This window comes from Streptomyces sp. NPDC088147, assembly GCF_044741565.1.
Taxonomy (GTDB): Bacteria; Actinomycetota; Actinomycetes; order Streptomycetales; family Streptomycetaceae; genus Streptomyces.
This window is the reverse complement of sequence record NZ_JBIUSY010000009.1, coordinates 343,194-362,978: the sequence shown is the minus strand read 5'-3', so window position 1 is coordinate 362,978 and position 19,785 is coordinate 343,194. Positions and strand designations below refer to the sequence as shown.

The following is a 19,785-nucleotide window of genomic DNA, read 5'->3' as shown; positions in this document are numbered from 1 at the left end:
GAATATTCCGTCTGGTGGAAAGTACAAATGGGCGGGTGGCCGCTCAGGCGTCGACCGTTCGATCCTCGCCGACCAGTGCGAAGGTCTGCCGCGCGATCTCCAGCTCCTCGTCCGTCGGGACCACGGCCACCACGGTCCCCGCCGAGTCCGGCGAGATGATCCGCGGCTCGTCGGAACGTACGGCATTGCGCTCCGCGTCCACCGCCAGGCCCAGACTCTCCAGACCTGCGACGGCAGCTTCCCGTACCGGCGCGGCGTTCTCACCCACACCCGCCGTGAAGGCCACCGCGTCCACCCGCCCGAGCACCGCGGTGTAGGCGCCGATGTACTTCTTCAACCGGTGGATATAGATGTCGAACGCGAGCGCGGCCCGCTCGTCTCCCGCGTCGACCCGGCGGCGGATTTCCCGCATGTCGTTGTCCCCGCAGAGGCCGACCAGACCACTCTTCTTGTTCAGAAGTTCATCGATCTCGTCAACGGACATTCCGGCGACACGCTTCAGATGGAATGTGACCGCGGGATCGATGTCCCCGGAACGCGTCCCCATCACCAACCCCTCCAGCGGCGTCAGCCCCATCGAGGTGTCCACGCACCGCCCGCCCTCGACGGCGGACGCCGACGCGCCGTTGCCGAGGTGCAGGACGATCACATTCACCTCGGACGGATCCCTGCCGAGCAACTCGGCGGTCTTCCACGAGACATACGCGTGCGAGGTGCCGTGGAAGCCGTAGCGGCGGATACGGTGCGCGTCGGCCGTCGCGGTGTCGATCGCGTACCGCGCGGCGTACTCCGGCATCGTCGTGTGGAACGCGGTGTCGAAGACCGCGACCTGCGGCAGATCGGGACGCAGCCGCCGCGCGATACGGATACCGGTGAGATTCGCCGGATTGTGCAACGGCGCCACCGGCACCAGCCGCTCGATCTCCTTCAGCACGTCGTCGTCGATGACCGTCGGCTCGCTGAACCTCAGCCCGCCGTGGACGACCCGGTGGCCGATGGCCGCCAGCCCGGGGGAGTCGATCCCCAGCCCGTCGTGGGCCAGTTCCTCCGTGACGGCCTCCAGCGCCGCCGCGTGGTCGGCGATCCTCCCCGTACGCTCACGCTTCCCGCCGAGCCCGTCGGCCAGCGGGGTGTGCACGAGCCGTGAGGTCTCCTCACCGATGCGCTCCACCAGGCCGGCCGCGAGCCGGGAGCCGTCCCGCATCTCCAGCAGCTGGTACTTCACCGATGAGGAACCGGAGTTGAGGACGAGGACACGGGTGGCGGGGGAGTGCGCGGTCACGGGCTGTCGGCCTTCTGTCGTAGTCATGGAGTCGTGGTCATGGAGTCGTGGTCCTGCGTGGAATCGTGGTCCTGCGTGGGGTCGTCGCGGGAGCGGCGGGGCTCACACGTTCTCGCCCTGCGCCTGGATCGCCGTGATCGCCACCGTATTCACAATGTCCTGCACGAGCGCCCCGCGCGAAAGGTCGTTGACCGGCTTGCGCAGCCCCTGGAGCACGGGGCCCACGGCCACGGCGCCCGCCGAGCGCTGCACGGCCTTGTAGGTGTTGTTGCCGGTGTTCAGGTCCGGGAAGATCAGCACCGTCGCCCGGCCCGCCACCTCCGACTCGGGCAGTTTGGTCGCCGCGACGGACGGCTCGACCGCCGCGTCGTACTGGATCGGCCCCTCGATCCGCAGATCCGGCCGCGCCCCGCGCACCAGCTCGGTGGCCTCGCGCACCTTGTCGACATCCGCGCCTGAGCCCGACGTACCCGTGGAGTACGAGAGCATCGCGATCCGCGGCTCGACCCCGAAGCGGGCGGCGGTGGCGGCGGACTGGACGGCGATGTCCGAGAGCTGTGCCGCGTCCGGATCCGGGTTCACCGCGCAGTCGCCGTACACCAGCACCTTGTCGGCGAGGCACATGAAGAAGACCGACGAGACGATGGAGGCGTCCGTCCTGGTCTTGATGATCTCGAAGGCCGGGCGGATGGTGGCGGCCGTGGAGTGCACGGACCCGGAGACCATGCCGTCGGCCAGTCCCTCGCCCACCATCAGCGTCCCGAAGTAGTTGACGTCCGCCACCACGTCGTACGCCAGCTCCACCGACACGCCCTTGTGGGCCCGCAGTTCCGCGTACCGCTCGGCGAAGCGCTGCCGCAGCTCCGAGGTGGCCGGATCGATCAGTTGCGTCGCCGAGAGATCGATACCGAGGTCGGCCGCCTTCTTCCGGATGACATCCGTGTCGCCGAGGAGCGTCAGCTCGCACACATCGCGGCGCAGCAGCACATCGGCGGCGCGCAGCACCCGTTCCTCGGCGCCCTCGGGCAGTACGACACGACGGCGGTGCGCGCGCGCCTGCTCCAGCAGTTCGTGCTCGAACATCATCGGCGTCACCCGGCCGCTGCGGGCCACCGACATCCGGGCCAGCAGCGCGGAGGTGTCCACATGACGCTCGAACAGGCCCAGCGCGGTCTCCGCCTTGCGTGGCGTCGCCGCGTTCAACTTCCCTTCCAGACCGAAGAGTTCGGCGGCGGTGGGGAAGGAGCGGCCGGGCACCGAGACCACCGGCGTACCGGGTGCGAGCCGCGCGGCCAGGGTCAGTATGGAGTCCCCGGGACGCTCGTCGAGGGTGAGCAGCACCCCCGCTATGGGCGGTGTGCCCGCGGAGTGGGCGGCGAGCGCCCCCACGACCAGATCGGCGCGGTCGCCCGGCGTGACCACCATGCAGCCCGGGGTCAGCGCGCCCAGGAAGTTCGGCAGCATCGCCCCGCCGAAGACGAAGTCCAGCGCGTCCCTGGCCAGACCCGAATCGTCCCCGAGCAGCACCGTGCCCCCCAGGGCCGTGGTGATCTGCGCGACCGTCGGGGCCGCCAGCGCCGGCTCGTCGGGCAGGACGTAGCAGGGGACCGGCAGCTGGGGCGCCAGCCCCTCGGCGATCGCCTCACGGTCCTCGGCGGCCACCCGGTTGACGACCATGGTCAGCACATCGCAGCCCAGCACCTGGTACGCGCGATGGGCGTTGCGCGCCTCGGCCCGTACGGACTCGGCGGTCTGCCCCTTGCCGCCCACCACGGGTATCACGGACGCCCCGAACTCGTTGGCGAGCCGGGCGTTGAGCGACAGCTCGTCGGGCAGCTGCGTCGCCGCGAAGTCCGTACCGAGCACGAGCACGATCTCGTACTCCCGCGCCACCTGGTGGAACCGCTCCACCAGCCGCGAGACCAACTCGTCGGTGCCCCGCTCGGCCTGGAGCGCGGACGCCTCGTGATAGTCGAGCCCGTACACCGTCGCCGGATCCTGTGACAGCCGGTAGCGGGCCCGCAGCAGATCGAAGAGCCGGTCGGGGCCGTCATGGACCAGCGGACGGAAGACCCCCACCCGGTCCACCTGCCGGGTCAGCAGCTCCATGACTCCCAGCTCCACGACCTGGCGGCCGTCCCCGCGGTCGATCCCGGTCACGTACACGCTGCGCGTCACGTGTGCTCTCCCGTCCCTGCTCATGGGACGTCCCGCTCCGACGGGGCGGCCCCGCGGCCGTAGGGAGATCCCGGCTCCTGTGAACTGCAATTCCCGTTAGGGTGGCAATGCCCTCTTGACAATACCTCCGGGGGTGGTTAGGCCGCCCGGGGAGTACGAGATGCCGCCCGGCGCCCGAAAACCGCAGGTCGGACCGGTCCCGCCGGTCGAACGGACCCCCTTGACCGGGTATCCGGGCATCGCCCGGCGAAACCGCCGGAGCCACGATCGCCGCCCGAGCGGTCGGCACGTGACCCCGATCACCCGTGGGAGGATCGGACCGCTCAAGCCCGGGGCTCTCCTTTCCCGGACAAACCCAGCACTGGCGAGCACTAGCGAGCAGGAGACACAGCACGATGCGTATCGGAGTTCTCACCGCAGGCGGCGACTGTCCGGGCCTCAACGCAGTGATCCGTTCGGTCGTGCACCGGGCCATGACCGGGCACGGAGACGAGGTCATCGGCTTCGAGGACGGCTTCAAGGGGCTGCTCGACGGCCACTTCCGGCCACTCGACCTGAACGCCGTCAGCGGCATCCTGGCCCGTGGCGGTACGATCCTCGGCTCGGCCCGGCTGGAGCGCGGCCGGCTCCGCGAAGCGGCGGAGAACTGCGCCGAGTTGGCCCGCCGGTACGGCATCGACGCGCTCATCCCGATCGGCGGCGAAGGCACGCTCACCGCCGCCCGGCTGCTCTCCGACGCCGGGATGCCCGTCGTCGGTGTCCCCAAGACCATCGACAACGACATCTACTCCACGGACCGCACCTTCGGCTTCGACACCGCGGTGACGGTCGCGACGGAGGCGATCGACCGGCTCAAGACCACCGCCGAGTCCCACCAGCGGGTCATGGTCGTCGAGGTCATGGGCCGGCACGCGGGCTGGATCGCGCTGGAGTCCGGGATGGCGGGCGGCGCGCACGGGATCTGCCTGCCGGAGCGGCCCTTCGAGGTCGACAGCCTGGTCAAGATGGTCGAGGCGAGGTTCTCGCGGGGCAAGAAGTTCGCGGTCATCTGCGTCGCGGAGGGCGCGCATCCGGCGCAGGACTCCATGGAGTACGGCAAGGGCGAGATCGACCAGTTCGGCCACGAGCGCTTCCGGGGCATCGGCAACGTACTGGCGGCGGAGCTGGAGCGCCGCCTCGGCAAGGAGGCCCGGCCGGTGATCCTGGGCCATGTGCAGCGCGGGGGTACGCCGACGGCGTACGACCGGGTGCTGGCGACGCGGTTCGGCTGGCACGCGGTGGAGGCGGCCCACCGGGGGGAGTTCGGGCGGATGACGGCGCTGCGGGGGACGGCGGTGGAGATGGTGCCGCTGGCGGAGGCGGTGACACAGCTCAAGACGGTGCCGGAGAACAGGATGTTCGAGGCGGAGTCTGTTTTCTAGGGGCTCGGTTCGCCTCCGGGGCGCCTTGTGCCGGTGCCGACGGTCGACCGTGCTCGATTCGTTCGTTCCTCACGAACCTCCGCGCGCTCTCCCTCTCGGCACCGACGCGCCCCTTCGGCTCACTCGCCCCCGGCACGACCGAGCCCGGAACGGTGGGCACCCCGCGCCCCCGCCGGACGGCGGACCGTCACCCCTTCACCGCGCCTCCCAGCGCGAACCCGCCCCCCAGACGCCGGGAGATCAGCACGTACAGGATCAGCACCGGCGCCGAGTACAGGATCGAGAACGCCGCCAGCTGTCCGTAGATCACCGATCCGTAGTTGCCGAAGAACGTGAAGATCGAGACGGACGCGGGCAGTTGGTCCGGTGTGAGCAGCAGCATGAACGGTACGAAGAAGTTCCCCCACAGCTGGATGAAGGTGTAGATCGTCACCACGGTCACCCCCGGCCCCATCAGCGGCAGCACCACCCGCATCAGCGTCTGGAAGTTCGACGCCCCGTCCGTCCAGGCCGCCTCTTCGAGGACCGTCGGCACCCCGTCCATGAAGTTCTTCATCAGCCAGATGGAGAACGGCAGCTGGGACGTGGCGAGAAAGAGGGACGTGCCGTACGTGGTGTCGATGAGGTCGACCTGGACGAACAGCCCGTACACCGGCACCATGATCGCCGTGATCGGGAGGCAGGTCGTGAACAGGATCGTCAGCAGATACGGCCGGTTGAAGCGCGAGCGGTAGCGGGAGAGCGGGTACGCCGCCAGTGCCGCGCAGACCACGGTCAGGATCGTCGCGCTGCCGCACAGCACCAGGCTGTTGAGCATCGGCGTGAAGGTGATCTCGTCGGTGAGGACCGCGCTGAAGTTGTCGCCGGTGAGCGACGAGGGGACCCGTACGCGCAGATCCGCGTCGGCGTCCACCGAGGCGAGCGTCAGCCAGAGCAGCGGCAGCGCGAACGCGGCGGCGGTCAGGAGCAGGGCGGCGTCCGCCGAGAGGCGGGTGCGGGCGCGTCGGCTCAGCACGTCAGACCTCCACCCTCATCAGGCGCAGATAGACGAGGGAGAAGAGCGAGCCGACCAGCAGGAGGAGCAGCGCGACCGCCGTTCCGTAGCCGATCAGGCTCTTCTGGAACGCCTGGTCGTACATGAAGACCGGGAGGGTCTGGCTGCGGTTGCCGGGGCCGCCGCGCGTCATCGCCCAGATGAGGCCGAAGACGGAGAGGGTGGAGAGCGTGTTGAGCATCAGGTTCGTGCCGATGGAGCGGCGGATCATCGGCAGGGTGATGTGCCAGAGCCTGCGCACCCCGCTCGCGCCGTCGACCTGTGCCGCCTCGGTGACGTCCTTGGGGATCTCGGAGAGCGCGGCGGAGTAGATCAGCATCGAGAACGCGGTGCCGCGCCAGACGTTGGCGAAGGACACCGCCAGGATCGGCAGGGTGTACAGCCAGTTCTGGGAGGGGAGCTGGAGCCAGTCCAGGATCGCGTTGAGTGTGCCCTCGCGGCGGAAGAAGGCGTAGAGCAGGAACGCCGCGACGATCTCCGGCAGCACCCACGCGGCGATGACGAGGGCGCCGGTGAGCGTACGGACCGGGCGGGACGCGGCCCGCATCAGCCCGGCGAGGGCGAGTCCCAGGGTGTTCTGGCCGACGATGGAGGAGACGAAGGTGAACACCAGCGTCAGCCAGACCGCGTTGCGGAAGTTCTCGTCGCTGAAGGCCCGGCGGAAGTTCGCCAGGCCCACGAAGTCCGAGGAGGACGAGCCGGTCAGCTGGGCGTTGGTGAAGGCGATCCAGACGCAGTAGGCGATGGGGCCGGCCAGGAAGAGCACCAGCAGGAGCGTGGCGGGCGCCAGGGGCACCCAGCGCCACAGCCGCCCCTGGCCGCGGCCCGCGTGCGCGGTGCTCACCTGCTGACCACCGCGCCGTCGGTGAGGGTCTTCAGCTGGTCGTCGTACTCCTTCGCCGCCTGTTCCGGCGTGCCGTCACCCGTCGTCACCGTCTCCATCGCCTCGCCGATCGCCGTGGAGACCTGCGGATAGACGGGCAGCGCGGGGCGGTAGTGCGTGAACTCGACCAGCCCGGTGAAGAATTCGATGCCCGGCATGGACGAGAGGTAGCGCGGGTCGGCCGCCACGTCCTTCCGTACGGCGATCTGCGCGCCGACGATGTCCCACTCGGCCGCGTTCTCCCTGGTCTGCTGTGTTGTGACGAACTCCCAGGCGAGATCGGGGTTCTGGGCCTTCGACGGGATCGCCCACGCCCAGCCGCCCGACATCGACACCTTGCCCGGCGCCTGGCCGTGCTGTGTCGGCATCGGTGTCTGCGCGAGATCCTTCGACCAGTCCGGCCACTCCTTGGGGCCCTTGTTGATCCAGTTCTGGCCCATCCAGGATCCGTCCAGCGAGATCGCCAGCTTCCCTTCCGGGAACCACTCCGTGGCGACGCGCGTGCCGAGGTTGGGGTCGAGGGCGTCGGAGACATCCGGGCCGAGTTTCTCGCCGAACACCGTCTGTACGAAGCCCAGCGCGTCCCGGAAGCCCTGGCCGCCCGCCACCCACTTCTTCGCGGAGGCGTCGTAGAGCGGGTCGGCGCCCGTGCCGTACAGGAGCATCTCGAAGCCCTGCATCACCGCGGCCTCGCCGAGGCCCTTGCCGGTGTAGACGTTGAGCGGGATGACCCCGGGGACCTTCCGCTTGACCGTACGGGCCGCGTCCAGGATCTCCGCCCAGTTCCTGGGCTGCCAGTCGGCGGGCAGGCCCGCCTCGGCGAAGATCTCCTTGTTGAACCAGAGGCCACGGGTGTCGGTGCCGTCGGGGACCCCGTATGTCCTGCCGTCCTCGGCCTTGGCCGCCGACTTCGCCGAGTCGACGAACTGGTCCCAGTCGGCCCACTCCGCCAGATAGTCGTCCAGCGGGCGCAGATAGCCGGCCTTGATGTCGGAGTTGATGCGGAAGGTGTCCTCGTAGACCAGATCGGGGGCGGTCTTCGGGGAGCGCATCATCTGCTGCGCCTTGGTGGCGTAGTCGTTGTCCGGGGCCTGGATCGGGATCAGCTCGACCTTCTTGCCCGGATGCTCCTTCTCGAACTGCCGCTTCACGGACTCCAGATAGGTGTCCTTGAAGCGGATCTTGTTGTCCGTGGAGCGGTTGTAGGCGACCTTGATGGTGTCGGGATCGCTTCCTGAACCGCCGCCGCACGCCGTGAGCGAACCGGCGGCGAGCACGGCGACGAGGATGAGCGGGGCGGTGGGGCGCACGGGCACGACCTCCTCTGAGCCACAGTGGGCTGCCCGGCGACCGTAGGACTGGGCCATTACCAAGGTCAATCCCCGTGCAGGGTCGATTAGTTGGCGCCCCGGCGTAACGGTGACGGGGGTGGCTTCCGGTACGGCTCGCGCGGAGGGCGGGTCGGTCAGTGGGTCGCGGGGAGCCAGCGGTACTGGAGTTCCGGGCGCCCGACCTGCCCGTACTGGGGACTGCGCTGCGCCCGCCCGTTGGTGACCAGATGTTCCAGATAGCGGCGCGCGGTGATCCGGGAGATCCCGACCTTGGTCCCGGCCTCGGTGGCGGTGAGTCCGTCGGCCGACGCGCGCAGCGTACGGGTCACCGCTTCCAGCGTGGGGGCGCTCAGCCCCTTCGGCAGCGAGGAGGGCTGCGGCGCCCGGAGCGCGCCGAGCGCGCGGTCCACCTCCTCCTGGCCGCTCGCCTCGCCGGCCGCCGCCCGGAACTCCGCGTACCGTACGAGCCGGTCGCGGAGGGTGGCGAAGGTGAAGGGCTTCAGTACGTACTGGACGACCCCGAGCGACACGCCTTCCCGTACCACCGCGAGGTCGCGCGCCGAGGTGACCGCGATGACATCCGCGTGGTGCCCGCCGGCCCGCAGGCTGCGCAGGAGCTGGAGGCCGTGCCCGTCCGGGAGGTACAGGTCGAGGAGGATCAGATCGATGTCCGTACGCTCCAGCAGCCGGCCGGCCTCCACCCGGGAGTGGGCGACGCCCGCGACGGTGAAGCCGGGCACCCGGCCGACGTACAGCTGATGGGCGTCCGCCGCGACCGGATCGTCCTCGACCACGAGGACACGGATCGCCGTCTCTCCGGGGCCCGTGGGCCCGGCTGGTCCGGCCGGTCCCGAGGGGCCGGCCGAGCCTGGGTGGCCGGTGGGGCCTGTGTGGCCCGGATGGCCGGCCGGAACCGTCGGGTCCGTGGGGCCGGGGCTCACCGCGCCGCCTCGATCCCGTCGTCGGCGGTCCCGGCGGCGACGACCGGCCGCCGCCCGGCCAGCGGCAGCCGTACGGTGAACTCCGCGCCGCCCTCCGGGCCCTCCGCGAGCTTCACCGTCCCGTTCGCGCGGTGCACCGCCTGCCGTACGAGCGCCAGGCCGAGACCGCGCCCGGGGCCCCGGGTCGACCAGCCGCGCCGGAACACCTCGTCCATGTCGCCGGGAGCGACCCCGGCCCCGGTGTCCCGCACGCCCAGGAGCAGCTCGTCGTCCTCCACCAGGGCCGTCACGATGATCCGCGCGCCCTCGCCGCCCTGCGCCGCGTCCATCGCGTTGTCGATCAGATTGCCCAGGATGGTCACCAGATCGCGCGCCGGGAGCGTCGACGGGAGAACGCCGTCGTCGATCCGGCTGTCCTCGGCCAGCTCCAGCTCCACACCGCGTTCATTGGCCTGCGCCGCCTTCCCCAGCAGCAGGGCCGCGAGGACCGGCTCGCCGACCGCGCCCACCACCCGGTCCGTGAGCGCCTGTGCCAGCTCCAGCTCCGCCGTGGCGAACTCCACCGCCTGCTCCACCCGTCCCAGTTCGATCAGCGAAACCACCGTGTGCAGCCGGTTGGCCGCCTCGTGCGCCTGTGACCTCAGGGCCTGGGTGAAGCCCCGCTCCGAGTCCAACTCGCCGGACAGCGCCTGGAGTTCGGTGTGGTCGCGCAAGGTGACGACCGTACCGCGCTGCTCCCCGCCGACCACCGGGCGCGTGTTCACGACCACGATCCGGTCGGCGGTCATATGCGCCTCGTCCACTCTCGGCTCCGAGGCCAGCAGCGCGCCGGTGAGCGGTGCGGGCAGCCCCAGCTCGGCGATGGGACGGCCCACCGCGGAGTCGTCCAGACCGAGCAGCTCGCGCCCGCCGTCGTTCATCAGCGCGATCCTGCGCCCGCCGTCGAGCATCAGCAGCCCTTCGCTCACGGCGTGCAGCGCCGCCTCGTGGTAGTCGTGCATCCGGCTCAGCTCCGCCGCGTTCATCCCGTGGGTGTGCCGGCGCAGCCGCGCGTTGATCACATACGTACCCAGTCCGCCGATCGCCAAGGCCGCGCCCGCGGCCATGGCCAGCACTCTGACCTGCTGGGTGATCTCGTCGGAGATCCGGTCCACGGTGATCCCGACGCTGACCAGACCGGTGATCCGGTCGCCGTCCCGCACCGGGGTGACCGCGCGGACCGACGGGCCGAGCGTGCCGGTGTACGTCTCGGTGAAGGTCTCGCCGCGCAGGGCCGGCGCTCTGCCGCCCAGGAAGGGCATCCCTATCTGCGCCGGATCGGGGTGCGTCCAGCGGATCCCCTCCGGGTTCATGATCGTGATGAAGTCGAGGCCGGTGTCGCGACGCACACGCTCCGCGTACGGCTGGAGTGCGGCGCTCGGATCCGGGGTACGGATCGCCTCGCGTACCGATGGTGAGTCGGCGAGCGCGTGCGCCGTGGCCAGAACCTGCTTGCGTGCGGTCTCGTCCGTATGGGCGCGACCGGTGACGTACGCGAAGACCGCGCACCCCGCGACGACGGCCGCGACCAGCACGACCTGCATCGCGAAGAGCTGGGCGGCGAGACTGCGGGGGCGCGGCAGATGCATGAAACAAGAATGCCTGGCCGGATTCATATGAACGAAATGAACGTAAGGGTGACCGGCGTCACACGGTGGTGGATAGTCACCGGGACCCCTCGGGACAGGGACGGGGGATTCGCAGGAGACGAGTCAAGGAGGACCCGTGGCCGCAAGGCGGGACCGTACCCACTATCTGTACATCGCGGTGATCGTCGCCGTGGCGCTCGGCATTCTGGTGGGCTTCGCGGCTCCTGGTGTGGCCGTCGAGCTGAAGCCGATCGGTACCGGCTTCGTGAACCTCATCAAGATGATGATCTCGCCCGTGATCTTCTGCACGATCGTGCTGGGAGTCGGGTCGGTCAGGAAGGCCGCCAAGGTCGGCGCGGTCGGCGGGCTCGCCCTCGGCTACTTCATGCTGATGTCGACCGTCGCCCTGGCCATCGGCCTGGTCGTCGGGAACATCCTGGAGCCCGGTTCCGGCCTCCACCTCACCGAGGCCACCCGTGAGGCGGGCGCGGCCCAGGCGAGCGGCGCGAGCGAGTCCACCGCGGACTTCCTGCTCGGCATCATCCCGACGACGATCGTCTCCGCCTTCACCGAGGGCTCGGTCCTCCAGACGCTGATGGTCGCGCTGCTGGCGGGCTTCGCGCTCCAGGCCATGGGCTCCTCCGGCGAACCGGTGCTGCGTGGTATCGGACACATCCAGCGCCTGGTCTTCCGCATGCTCGCGATGATCATGTGGGCCGCGCCGGTGGGTGCCTTCGGCGCCATCGCGGCGGTGGTCGGCGAGACCGGCCTCGACGCCCTGAAGTCGCTCGCGATCATCATGATCGGCTTCTACATCACCTGCGCGCTCTTCGTCTTCCTCGTCCTCGGCGCGCTGCTGCGGCTGATCGCGGGCGTGAACATCTTCTCGCTGCTGAAGTACCTGGGCCGCGAGTTCCTGCTCATCCTCTCGACCTCCTCCTCCGAGTCGGCGCTGCCGCGGCTCATCGCGAAGATGGAGCACCTGGGTGTCAGCAAGCCCGTCGTCGGCATCACCGTCCCGACCGGTTACTCCTTCAACCTGGACGGCACGGCCATCTATCTGACGATGGCCTCGCTCTTCATCGCCGAGGGCATGGGCGACCCGCTCTCGATCGGTGAGCAGGTGTCGCTGCTCCTCTTCATGATCATCGCCTCCAAGGGCGCGGCGGGTGTCACCGGCGCGGGTCTGGCGACCCTGGCCGGTGGCCTCCAGTCGCACCGGCCCGAGCTGGTCGACGGTGTCGGTCTGATCGTCGGCATCGACCGCTTCATGAGTGAGGCGCGCGCCATGACGAACTTCGCGGGCAACGCGGTCGCCACGGTCCTGATCGGTACGTGGACCAAGGAGATCGACAAGGGCCGCGTCGACGAGGTGCTGGCCGGACACATCCCGTTCGACGAGAAGACCCTGGTGGACGACCACGGTGGTCCGGCGGACGCGCCGGACGACGTCGCGAAGGACGTGCCCGAGTCCCGCGCCGCCACCCAGACGGACAAGGCCGGGGTCTGATCCCCGCACTCGCACCATGATCCCGGCCGGGGTCACACCCCCCCCACAGCCCCGGCCCCTGAAGACCGGCCGTACGGAGGCGCTTCCGTGCGGCCGGTCAGTTTTGTGTGGGCGGGTGCCTTCCGTACCGCTGCCGTCCGTACCGATGTGATCGGGCACCGGTACGGACGGCAGCGGTACGGACGACTGTCCGGGACCGTGCGGGGTTGTGCGTGCGGGACTGCGGGGGCTTGTGCGACGTGCGGGGCTGCGAGGGCTCTCCGGGGGCGGGAGGGCCGTCTACCAGGCCACCGGCAGCTCGTGCGGGAAGCGCCGGATCGTCTCCGTGTCCCAGCGCAGCTCCTCGGCCGGGACCGCGAGCCGCAGCCCCGGGAAGCGGTCCACCAGACGCCCGATGGCGGCCTCCAGCTCCGCCATGGCCAGGGGAGCGGCGATGCAGCGGTGGCCGCCCCAGCCGAACGTCATGTGCGGAGTGGGCGGACGGTGCGGGTCGATGACATCGGGGTCGGCGAACCGCTCCGGATCGCGGTTCGCCGTCAGATACGAGACATGGACGAAGTCACCGGCCCGGATCCGCACCCCGCCCATCTCCACGTCCTCGGTCGCGACACGCGGAATGCCCACCCCCTTGCGGAACGGGATGTACCGGAGAAGCTCGTCCAGCACCGGCGTGAGCGACTCGCGCCGGCTCCGCACCAGGTCCATCAGCTCCGGGCGGGTGAGCAGGAGGTACGCGATATTGCTGATCTGGCAGGTCGCCGTGTCATGGCCGCTCAGCATGAGCGTCAGCGACATGACCGCCAGGTCCTTGTCGTCCAGGACGTCGTCGCCGTCCTTGGCGGCGGCCAGCGCGCTGATCAGATCGTCCCCGGGGGTGCGCCGCCGCTCCGCCACCAGCCCGCCGAAGTACTCACGCAGCCGCGCCTTGGCGTCCGCGGCGGCCTGACGCGAGTCCGGGGCCGTGGACAGCAGCTGGTGGGCGTACTCCTGCATCCGCGGCCTGTCCGGCGGCGCGATGCCCAGCAGCTCGCAGACGGTGTGCTGGGGGAGCTTGTTCGACAGATGGGCGGCGAGGTCGGCCGGCGGGCCTTCCCGTTCCATCTCGTCGAGGAGCTGGTCGACGATCCCCTCGACGGCGGGCCGCATCCGGTCCACATGCCGCGGCGTGAACGCCTGCGAGGCCAGCCGCCGCAGCCGGCTGCTGATGGGCGGGTCCATCACATTGATCGACTCGGGGGAGACGATCGGTTCCGGGGTCATCCTGGGGTAGTCGTGGCTCATGATGCCCGCGCGGCTGAACCGGGGGTCGGTCGTCACCTGTCGCACCCCGTCGAAATTCGTGACCAGCCACGCGTCCGCCTCGCCGTAGGGCAGCCGGATCCGGGTGACGGGCCCCTGGGACATGAGGTCCCCGAGCGAGGGGTCGAAGTCCAGACCGGTGCTGAAGTCGAACGGACAGGTGGTCGTTTCCCCGATTTCGGTCATCGCGTACTCCCGGACGTGCGCGGACGTGGTGGGCGAGAGATAAGTACCTCGCCCATTTCGGGGATATGCCTACCGCCCGGCAAATGGGTACGGACCGCGCGGGAGCGTGCGCGGGGGTGTCCAGGGGTGTACGGGAGCGTCCGCACGAGGAAGCCTCCGTCGGCGGACCGGGTGGCAGGATGAGCGCAACCATCGGGAAAGGGGCCAGACATGGCTGTCATCCACCGCACCACCATGACACCCGGCAAGCTCGAACTCCTCGCCTCGTGGCTGCCCGCCCAGCCCTGGAACCTCGGCGGCGGGCATGAGCCCCGGCTCGCCAAGGCCGGCGGCTTCCGGCTCGACGACCCGCAGGGCGAGGTGGGGATCGAGTTCATGGCGGTCACCGACGAGTCCGGAGACCGGCCGATCACCTATCAGGTGCCCCTCGGCTACCGCGGAGCACCGCTCCCCGGCGCCGATCACGCGCTCATCGGCACGTCGGAGCACGGCGTGCTGGGGCGGCGGTGGATCTACGACGGGGCCCACGACCCGGTGCTCGTCGCCCAGTTGTTCGCTCTCGTACTCGGCGAGGCCGAACCGCAGGCCCAGAGCGTGGACAACACCCCGGACCCGTCCGTCACCGCCCACTTCGCCGGGGCCGGCCACACGGCCCCGATCAGCTCCGTGGACGTGACCGACGGGCCGCACGGTACGGATCTGCGCCTGATGACCGCCGCCGCGCCCGGGGCGCCGAGTGGACCGGCCAGGCAGCTGACCATCCGGGTGAACCGCGTACTGCGGCCGGAGCCGGCCGAGTCGACCACCCACGCCGCAGGGGTCCGTGGCCATGTCACCGCCGACTGGCTTCTGCCGAACGGCGCCAAGGCGCGCGGCCCGTACGCCGTCGTGCGTGACGGCGCGCCTGAATGACCATGACCAGCCATATGGCCCGGCGGAGCGGCGCCCGGCGGGGGGAGGTCCGGGCATGAGTTTCCGGCTGGCGGCGTACGCCGTGTGCGTCGAGAACGGGCGCGTGCTGCTCGCCCATCACGTCTCGGGAACCTGGACTCTTCCAGGTGGCAGGGTCGAGCACGGGGAGGATCCGTTCGACGCGGTGATCCGGGAGGTCGCCGAGGAGACCGGCTGCGACGCGGTGGCCGAACGCCTGCTGGGCGTGGACTCACGGGTGATCCCCGCCGCCGAACGCACCGTCCCCGGCGGACCGGAGCACCAGAATGTCGGCGTCTTCTACCAGGTCCGCGTCACCGGCGGTCGACTCCGGCCCGAGCCGAACGGTGAAACCGCCGCGTCCGTCTGGACTCCGGTCCCCGACGTCGCCGGTCTGCGCAGATCGTCGCTGGTCGACATCGGCCTCGCTCTGGCGCGGACCCTTCCGGCGACCGGCCACGTCGCTCCCGTCCCGGTCGGCGGCCTGATCCAGCACTGAGGCCGCCGCCGATTCGGGGACGGCCTCCATGGGCTCATCGACGGCGTCCATGGGCCCATCGTCCATGGGCCCATCGTCCATGGGCCCATCGTCCAGGGGACCGTCAGAGAGGCACGCTCTCGTCGGAGGTGCCGGCCGTGCGGGCCCGGACACCCCGCCGTCCTGCCAGCCGGCACCCGCGGCAGTTCGTGTGCCCCTCGCGCGCGGAGCGGTCCCGCACCATGAGTCCCCGCCGGCCGACGCTTCGCGGGTGGGGCGGCTTGCCCCAGCCCGCGAGGTGCAGGCCCCACGTGGCCGGCGCCGCCGCCACCAGGGCTATCAGCCCCCACCAGATTCCCGGGCGCCAGCCGATGACGCCCACACCGATGGCCAGGGACCCGGCCATGGCGACGGCGGACCCGACCCATCCCGCGAGGGTGTGCCCCTCGTCGTGGTGTCCACTCACGTACCTGCCTCCCAGCGCTGCGGGGATATGATGTCTTAGCAAGTGAGGAATTTATCTTACGTACTAAGGAATATCAATGGAGGGCAAGCCGCGCCCCACCGCCTCCGCCGCGGACGCGATCGGCGCGCTGGACGATCTCGTCGCGACGAACCTCGTCGGCCGTCAGGAGTTCGCCCGGAACCTGGGGCTGAGCGTCAAGGACCTCGTCTGCTTCGCGCACGTCATGGAGGCCGAGGGTGCCCTGGTCACCGCCGGTGACCTGGCCGCGCGCGCACAGGTCACGACGGGTGCGGTGACCGGCATTCTCAACCGCCTGGAGCGCGGCGGCTTCGTGGTCCGCCGACCGGACCCCGCCGACCGGCGCCGGGTGCGCGTCACCGCGGTCCCGGACGCCGCCGAGCGGGTGCGCGCCGTCTACGGGCCGTACTACACGCTGCTCGCCGAACTCTGCGCGGACTACTCGCCGGACGAGATCGCCGTACTCACCGACTGGCTCACCCGCGCCGGCGCGCTGGCGCGCACGTACCTGGAGGAGTCCTGTTAGGGCGGGACTTCGAAGACGCGGGGCGCGTCCGCGCCGCGTGAGGCTTCGTCCGGGGCGCGCCCATCGGCGCTGACGGACCCGATCGGGTGGTTGTTGTGCGTTCTCCCGCGCGGCATGGCGCTGTCTGCGATCCAGGGCCGGTACGGATATGGCGGCCCGTACCGGCCTTCTCGCGCCGCGCCGGCTCAGGCGAACGGGATCCGGATCACCGACTGGTTGCCGATGCCCAGCGTGCTCGCGCCGGTGCCGATGGCGTTCCAGACCTCGATCCGTACCTTCCCGTTGACCAGGTCGCCGTGCGATCCGGTGGCCGATCTCAGGCCCCTGGCCTGGGTGTAGTGCTCATAGCCGGGGACGGGGTCGGTCGCGAAGTACGCGTAGGTCTCCGTACGGTCCCAGGTGCCGTCCCCCGTGCGGTCGTAACTCACCCTGACCTGCTGGCCGTTGCCGACCGACGTGCCCGCGTCGACGAACAGGTCGAACTGTGTGGCACCGCCGTTGTACGCACGGGTGATCCCGCTGGAGGTGAAGACCTGCGGGGTGTGCGGTGTGCCGTCGTAGTTGGCGCCGCCCGCCGTGGCGAGGGCGGCCGACGCGGCCGAACCGGCGGAGTCGCCGAGTCCGGCGCCCGTCCGCGCGTACAGCGTCGAGGAGCCCGAGGGCGGCGGATCGGTCGGCGGGTCCGTCGGCGGGTCCGTCGGGGGTGTGCCGCCACGGGTCCATACCGCCACGTAGTCGACGAGCATGGGGCGGCCCGGAACCGTCGCGGCGGTCGGGGTCCGGCCGCCGAGCGCGTCGGGGAACGCGCCGCCGATGGCCACGTTGAGGAGGATGAAGTACCCGGCGTGGTCGGTCATGTTGGCCCAGGTACCGGCGTCCATCTGGTTCTGCCGCACGGTGTGGAAGAGCTGGTCGTCCACGTACCAGCGCAGTTCGTTGGGGGTGACCGCGCGGTCCCACTCGAAGCGGTAGGTGTGGAACGCGGACTGGCAACTGGCGCCGGGGCAGGCGCGGTTGGCGCCGAGTCCGGTGGTCTCGTTGCACGGACCGCCCGGGTTCACACCGCAGTGCAGCACGCCCCAGACGGAGTTGATCCCGTTGACGTTCTCCATGATGTCGAACTCACCGATGCCCGGCCAGTTCCAGTAGTTGCCCCGGTACGGCGAGCCGAGGGCCCAGAAGGCGGGCCAGTAGCCGAGCGCGGCGTCGCCCGTCACGTTCGGCATCTGGATACGGCCCTCGATACGGAGGGTGCCGCCCGCCGGAGCCTTGAAGTCGGCGCGGCGGGTCTCGACCCGGGCCGAGGTCCAGTTGCCCGCGCCGTCCCTGAGCGGGGTGATCCGGAGGTTTCCGTTGCCGTCGAGGCTCAGATTGTCCGGGCTCGCGGTGTAGTTCTGGATCTCGCCCGTGCCCCAGTTGCCCGGCCCGCCGGGGTAGCCGTGGCCGGTGTCGGTCTGCCAGTTGGCGGCGGAGGGCGGAGTGCGGTCCGCGCCGTTGAAGTCGTCGCCCCACTGGAGGTTCCAGCCGGGCGCGGGCGGTATCGCGCCCTGGGCCGTACCGGCGCCGGTCACGCCGACGAACCCGGCCAGTGCGACGGCCATGGCGAGGAACGCGGCGATGAGGGGCGTACGGGGCGTACGGGGCGTGCGGGACGTACGGGGTGTACGGGGCGCGAAACGGGGAGGGGTGGTGCGGGGAGCGGATCTGATGCGACTGGTTCTCAAGGAACACCTCCGGTGCGGATGGTGCCGAGGAGCGGGACGGGAGAGCGGGGACGGAGCCTGGAGCTGGAGCCTGAGAGCGCTCTCAGTACGTCTTGTAACGGCGCCGGGGCACACCGTCAATGCCTCTCTCGTGGCCTTGTCCCCGCGCCTTGACTGCCTCGCCCCGGCTCCCTTGCCTTGACCTGGGCGTCAAGGATTACGGTCGAAGACATGCGAATCGGCGAGCTGGCGGAGCGGGCGGGGACGACCACGCGGACTCTGCGTTACTACGAGTCACGCGGGCTGCTGCCCGCCCGGCGCGCGGTGAACGGCTACCGCACGTACGACGAGAGCGATCTGCGGCTTCTCCGGCAGATCAGGACCCTTCAGGACTTCGGGTTCGATCTGGAGGAGACGCGGCCGTTCGTGGAGTGCCTGCGCGCCGGGCATCCGGCCGGGGACTCCTGTCCCGCCTCGCTCGCCGTCTACCGCCGCAAGCTCGGCGAGCTGGACGGGCTGATCGGTGAGCTCCAGTCGGTACGTGCCCAGGTCGGGGCGCAGCTCGCGCAGGCCGAGGCGGCGCGGGCCGGGCTGGCGGCCCAGGCGGAGGTGCCGGGCGGCCCCGAGCCGCGGTGCGAACTGACACCACACACGAGCGCGCGTGAATTCGGCCGTACCCATCGAGGAGAGACAGAGAAATGATCGTGATAGACGGTGTCGACGCCGTGACGGACACGGACTTCGACGAAGAGGTGCTCAAGGCCGGACTCCCCGTGCTCGTGGAGTTCACGGCCGACTGGTGCGGCCCCTGCCGGCAGCTCGCGCCGGTGCTGAGCGCCGTGGCGGGGGAGCAGGCGGGCCGGCTCAAGGTCGTCCAGCTCGATGTGGACAGCAACCCCGAGGTCACGGCCCGGTACGGGGTCCTCGCGATGCCGACGCTGATGGTGTTCCGCGCGGGCGAACCGGTGAAGTCCATGGTCGGAGCCCGCCCGAAGCGCAAGCTTCTCCAGGAGCTGGAAGAGGTGGTCTGACGCTTCGAGGGGAGCGGGGGAATCCCGTACGGGTCCCACCCCGGCCCCTCCCCAAAGGCGCCGAAGGCGCCACCGCGCCCACGCGGGCTCAGCCGATGGGCGCCGGCATCCGCACCACGTCGTAGGCCAGCTCGATCACGTCACCGGTGGCCGGGTCGCCCAGCTCGACCCGCCAGCGGTCGGCGAACTGGTCCACGCCCTCGGCCATCGGGATCGTGCCGGAGATCAGCACCGTACCGGGCAGCAGATCACCGCGCTCCCGCAGCACCTCGGCCCAGTAGCCCGGGGTGAGCAGCTCCGCCAGCGTGCCGTCCTGGATGACGGTCTCCTTCCCGAAGCCACCCGAGCCCCCGGCGCCGCCCGAGCCATCAGAGCCCGCGCCGTCCCCAGACCCCGCGCCGTCCCCAGACCCCGAGCCGTCAGAGCCCGCGCCGTCCCCAGAGCCCCCGGAGGCGGCGTGGCTCACCCATGCCCGCAGGGTCAGCGTGTCCAGCCGCTCCTGTACGTCGGCCAGCCGCCAGGCGCGCCGAGCGAGGACGTCCGGGCCCGCGTTCTTGCTCCACGCCACACCGTGCACCTCCAGCTCACGGTCGGTGTGGTCACAGGCGGCCGTCAGCAGCAGCTCCCCGTCGCCGTCCACCACCAGAGCCCATTCCGCTTCGCCCGAGGTGCGCCCGTGCTGGACGCTGACCCGGTCGGTGTGCTGGGCCAGATACGGGGAGACCGGGTAGAGCGCGGGCGTCACGGACGGCGCCGGCACCCCCAGCTCGGCCAGCTCCGCCACATGCGCGGCGACATCGTCCTGGCTGCGTCCGGCGTAGCCGGCGTTGAGCACCTGGACGACATCGACGCGCCTGGTGGTGCCGTCGGGCAGTTCGAAGGTCAGCAGCGCCATGGGGTTCTCCACATCGATCGCGGTA

At 70.5% G+C, this 19,785-nt stretch carries 18 protein-coding genes; 7 read left to right on the top strand and 11 right to left on the bottom strand.

Features of this window, described 5'->3' with window-relative positions:
- Positions 1-43: 43 nt before the first annotated feature.
- Together ACIOGX_RS30440 and pta are read right to left on the bottom strand one after the other, a co-directional pair.
- Positions 44-1,309, bottom strand: a complete 1,266-nt coding sequence (locus ACIOGX_RS30440; protein WP_401917839.1) for an acetate kinase — start codon at positions 1,307-1,309, stop codon at positions 44-46.
- Positions 1,310-1,384: 75 nt separating this feature from the next.
- Positions 1,385-3,460 (bottom strand): phosphate acetyltransferase, encoded by a 2,076-nt coding sequence (gene pta, locus ACIOGX_RS30435; protein WP_383972824.1) that lies wholly within the window; start codon positions 3,458-3,460, stop codon positions 1,385-1,387.
- Between the two features lie 395 nt (positions 3,461-3,855).
- On the opposite strand from pta, the gene ACIOGX_RS30430 reads away from it, so the two are divergent.
- Positions 3,856-4,881 (top strand): ATP-dependent 6-phosphofructokinase, encoded by a 1,026-nt coding sequence (locus tag ACIOGX_RS30430; protein ID WP_030351931.1) that lies wholly within the window; start codon positions 3,856-3,858, stop codon positions 4,879-4,881.
- Between the two features lie 187 nt (positions 4,882-5,068).
- Here ACIOGX_RS30430 and ACIOGX_RS30425 read toward each other — a convergent pair whose 3' ends face one another.
- From ACIOGX_RS30425 to ACIOGX_RS30405, 5 genes are all read right to left on the bottom strand, one after another.
- Entirely contained in the window at positions 5,069-5,896 is an 828-nt protein-coding gene (locus ACIOGX_RS30425; RefSeq protein WP_401917836.1) for a carbohydrate ABC transporter permease, read from the bottom strand.
- Between the two features lies 1 nt (position 5,897).
- Positions 5,898-6,779 (bottom strand): carbohydrate ABC transporter permease, encoded by an 882-nt coding sequence (locus ACIOGX_RS30420; RefSeq protein WP_165371898.1) that lies wholly within the window; start codon positions 6,777-6,779, stop codon positions 5,898-5,900.
- Positions 6,776-8,128: an ABC transporter substrate-binding protein gene (locus tag ACIOGX_RS30415; RefSeq protein WP_356512023.1), complete on the bottom strand. Its 1,353-nt coding sequence runs from the start codon at positions 8,126-8,128 to the stop codon at positions 6,776-6,778. Before ACIOGX_RS30415 ends, ACIOGX_RS30420 begins: the two co-directional genes overlap by 4 nt.
- 155 nt (positions 8,129-8,283) lie before the next feature.
- Entirely contained in the window at positions 8,284-8,943 is a 660-nt protein-coding gene (locus ACIOGX_RS30410) for a response regulator (RefSeq protein WP_383972828.1), read from the bottom strand.
- Between the two features lie 143 nt (positions 8,944-9,086).
- Positions 9,087-10,718, bottom strand: a complete 1,632-nt coding sequence (locus ACIOGX_RS30405) for an ATP-binding protein (RefSeq protein ID WP_401917833.1) — start codon at positions 10,716-10,718, stop codon at positions 9,087-9,089.
- Between the two features lie 136 nt (positions 10,719-10,854).
- Between ACIOGX_RS30405 and ACIOGX_RS30400 the strand changes: the two genes are divergently transcribed.
- Positions 10,855-12,228, top strand: coding sequence for a cation:dicarboxylate symporter family transporter (locus ACIOGX_RS30400; RefSeq protein WP_356512019.1), 1,374 nt, complete (start codon positions 10,855-10,857; stop codon positions 12,226-12,228).
- A gap of 279 nt (positions 12,229-12,507) precedes the next feature.
- Here the strand turns inward: ACIOGX_RS30400 and ACIOGX_RS30395 are convergent, their stop codons facing one another.
- Positions 12,508-13,713 (bottom strand): cytochrome P450, encoded by a 1,206-nt coding sequence (locus ACIOGX_RS30395; RefSeq protein ID WP_356512017.1) that lies wholly within the window; start codon positions 13,711-13,713, stop codon positions 12,508-12,510.
- Positions 13,714-13,923: 210 nt separating this feature from the next.
- Here ACIOGX_RS30395 and ACIOGX_RS30390 point away from each other — a divergent pair, with 210 nt between their 5' ends.
- Positions 13,924-14,625, top strand: a complete 702-nt coding sequence (locus ACIOGX_RS30390; RefSeq protein WP_401917831.1) for a 1,4-alpha-glucan branching protein — start codon at positions 13,924-13,926, stop codon at positions 14,623-14,625.
- A gap of 55 nt (positions 14,626-14,680) precedes the next feature.
- Positions 14,681-15,142, top strand: coding sequence for an NUDIX hydrolase (locus ACIOGX_RS30385; RefSeq protein WP_401917829.1), 462 nt, complete (start codon positions 14,681-14,683; stop codon positions 15,140-15,142).
- 103 nt (positions 15,143-15,245) lie between these two features.
- Here the strand turns inward: ACIOGX_RS30385 and ACIOGX_RS30380 are convergent, their stop codons facing one another.
- A complete protein-coding gene (locus tag ACIOGX_RS30380) occupies positions 15,246-15,587 on the bottom strand; it encodes an HGxxPAAW family protein (RefSeq protein WP_356512011.1) in 342 nt (113 codons plus the stop codon).
- A gap of 76 nt (positions 15,588-15,663) precedes the next feature.
- Between ACIOGX_RS30380 and ACIOGX_RS30375 the strand changes: the two genes are divergently transcribed.
- On the top strand, positions 15,664-16,131 hold the full coding sequence (locus ACIOGX_RS30375) for a MarR family transcriptional regulator (RefSeq protein WP_356512009.1): 468 nt from the start codon (positions 15,664-15,666) through the stop codon (positions 16,129-16,131).
- 185 nt (positions 16,132-16,316) lie between these two features.
- Here ACIOGX_RS30375 and ACIOGX_RS30370 read toward each other — a convergent pair whose 3' ends face one another.
- Positions 16,317-17,732, bottom strand: a complete 1,416-nt coding sequence (locus tag ACIOGX_RS30370) for a glycoside hydrolase family 16 protein (protein ID WP_401917959.1) — start codon at positions 17,730-17,732, stop codon at positions 16,317-16,319.
- Positions 17,733-18,065: 333 nt separating this feature from the next.
- Between ACIOGX_RS30370 and ACIOGX_RS30365 the strand changes: the two genes are divergently transcribed.
- Positions 18,066-18,536 (top strand): MerR family transcriptional regulator, encoded by a 471-nt coding sequence (locus tag ACIOGX_RS30365; RefSeq protein WP_401917826.1) that lies wholly within the window; start codon positions 18,066-18,068, stop codon positions 18,534-18,536.
- Positions 18,533-18,865, top strand: a complete 333-nt coding sequence (trxA, locus tag ACIOGX_RS30360) for a thioredoxin (RefSeq protein WP_356512007.1) — start codon at positions 18,533-18,535, stop codon at positions 18,863-18,865. The genes ACIOGX_RS30365 and trxA overlap by 4 nt, the downstream gene beginning before the upstream one ends.
- Positions 18,866-18,953: 88 nt before the next feature.
- On the opposite strand, the gene ACIOGX_RS30355 is transcribed toward trxA, so the two are convergent.
- Entirely contained in the window at positions 18,954-19,760 is an 807-nt protein-coding gene (locus tag ACIOGX_RS30355) for a DUF2848 domain-containing protein (RefSeq protein WP_401917824.1), read from the bottom strand.
- Between the last annotated feature and the right edge of the window lie 25 nt (positions 19,761-19,785).

Coding starts and splice junctions, on each gene's coding strand:
- ACIOGX_RS30385 (WP_401917829.1), top strand. CDS start 14,681: ATGAGTTTCCGGCTGGCGGCGTACGCCGTGTGCGTCGAGAACGGGCGC.
- ACIOGX_RS30390 (WP_401917831.1), top strand. CDS start 13,924: ATGGCTGTCATCCACCGCACCACCATGACACCCGGCAAGCTCGAACTC.
- ACIOGX_RS30440 (WP_401917839.1), bottom strand. CDS start 1,309: ATGACTACGACAGAAGGCCGACAGCCCGTGACCGCGCACTCCCCCGCC.
- ACIOGX_RS30370 (WP_401917959.1), bottom strand. CDS start 17,732: ATGGCCGTCGCACTGGCCGGGTTCGTCGGCGTGACCGGCGCCGGTACG.
- ACIOGX_RS30395 (WP_356512017.1), bottom strand. CDS start 13,713: ATGACCGAAATCGGGGAAACGACCACCTGTCCGTTCGACTTCAGCACC.
- ACIOGX_RS30365 (WP_401917826.1), top strand. CDS start 18,066: ATGCGAATCGGCGAGCTGGCGGAGCGGGCGGGGACGACCACGCGGACT.
- trxA (WP_356512007.1), top strand. CDS start 18,533: ATGATCGTGATAGACGGTGTCGACGCCGTGACGGACACGGACTTCGAC.
- ACIOGX_RS30355 (WP_401917824.1), bottom strand. CDS start 19,760: ATGGCGCTGCTGACCTTCGAACTGCCCGACGGCACCACCAGGCGCGTC.
- ACIOGX_RS30405 (WP_401917833.1), bottom strand. CDS start 10,718: ATGCATCTGCCGCGCCCCCGCAGTCTCGCCGCCCAGCTCTTCGCGATG.
- ACIOGX_RS30430 (WP_030351931.1), top strand. CDS start 3,856: ATGCGTATCGGAGTTCTCACCGCAGGCGGCGACTGTCCGGGCCTCAAC.
- ACIOGX_RS30375 (WP_356512009.1), top strand. CDS start 15,664: ATGGAGGGCAAGCCGCGCCCCACCGCCTCCGCCGCGGACGCGATCGGC.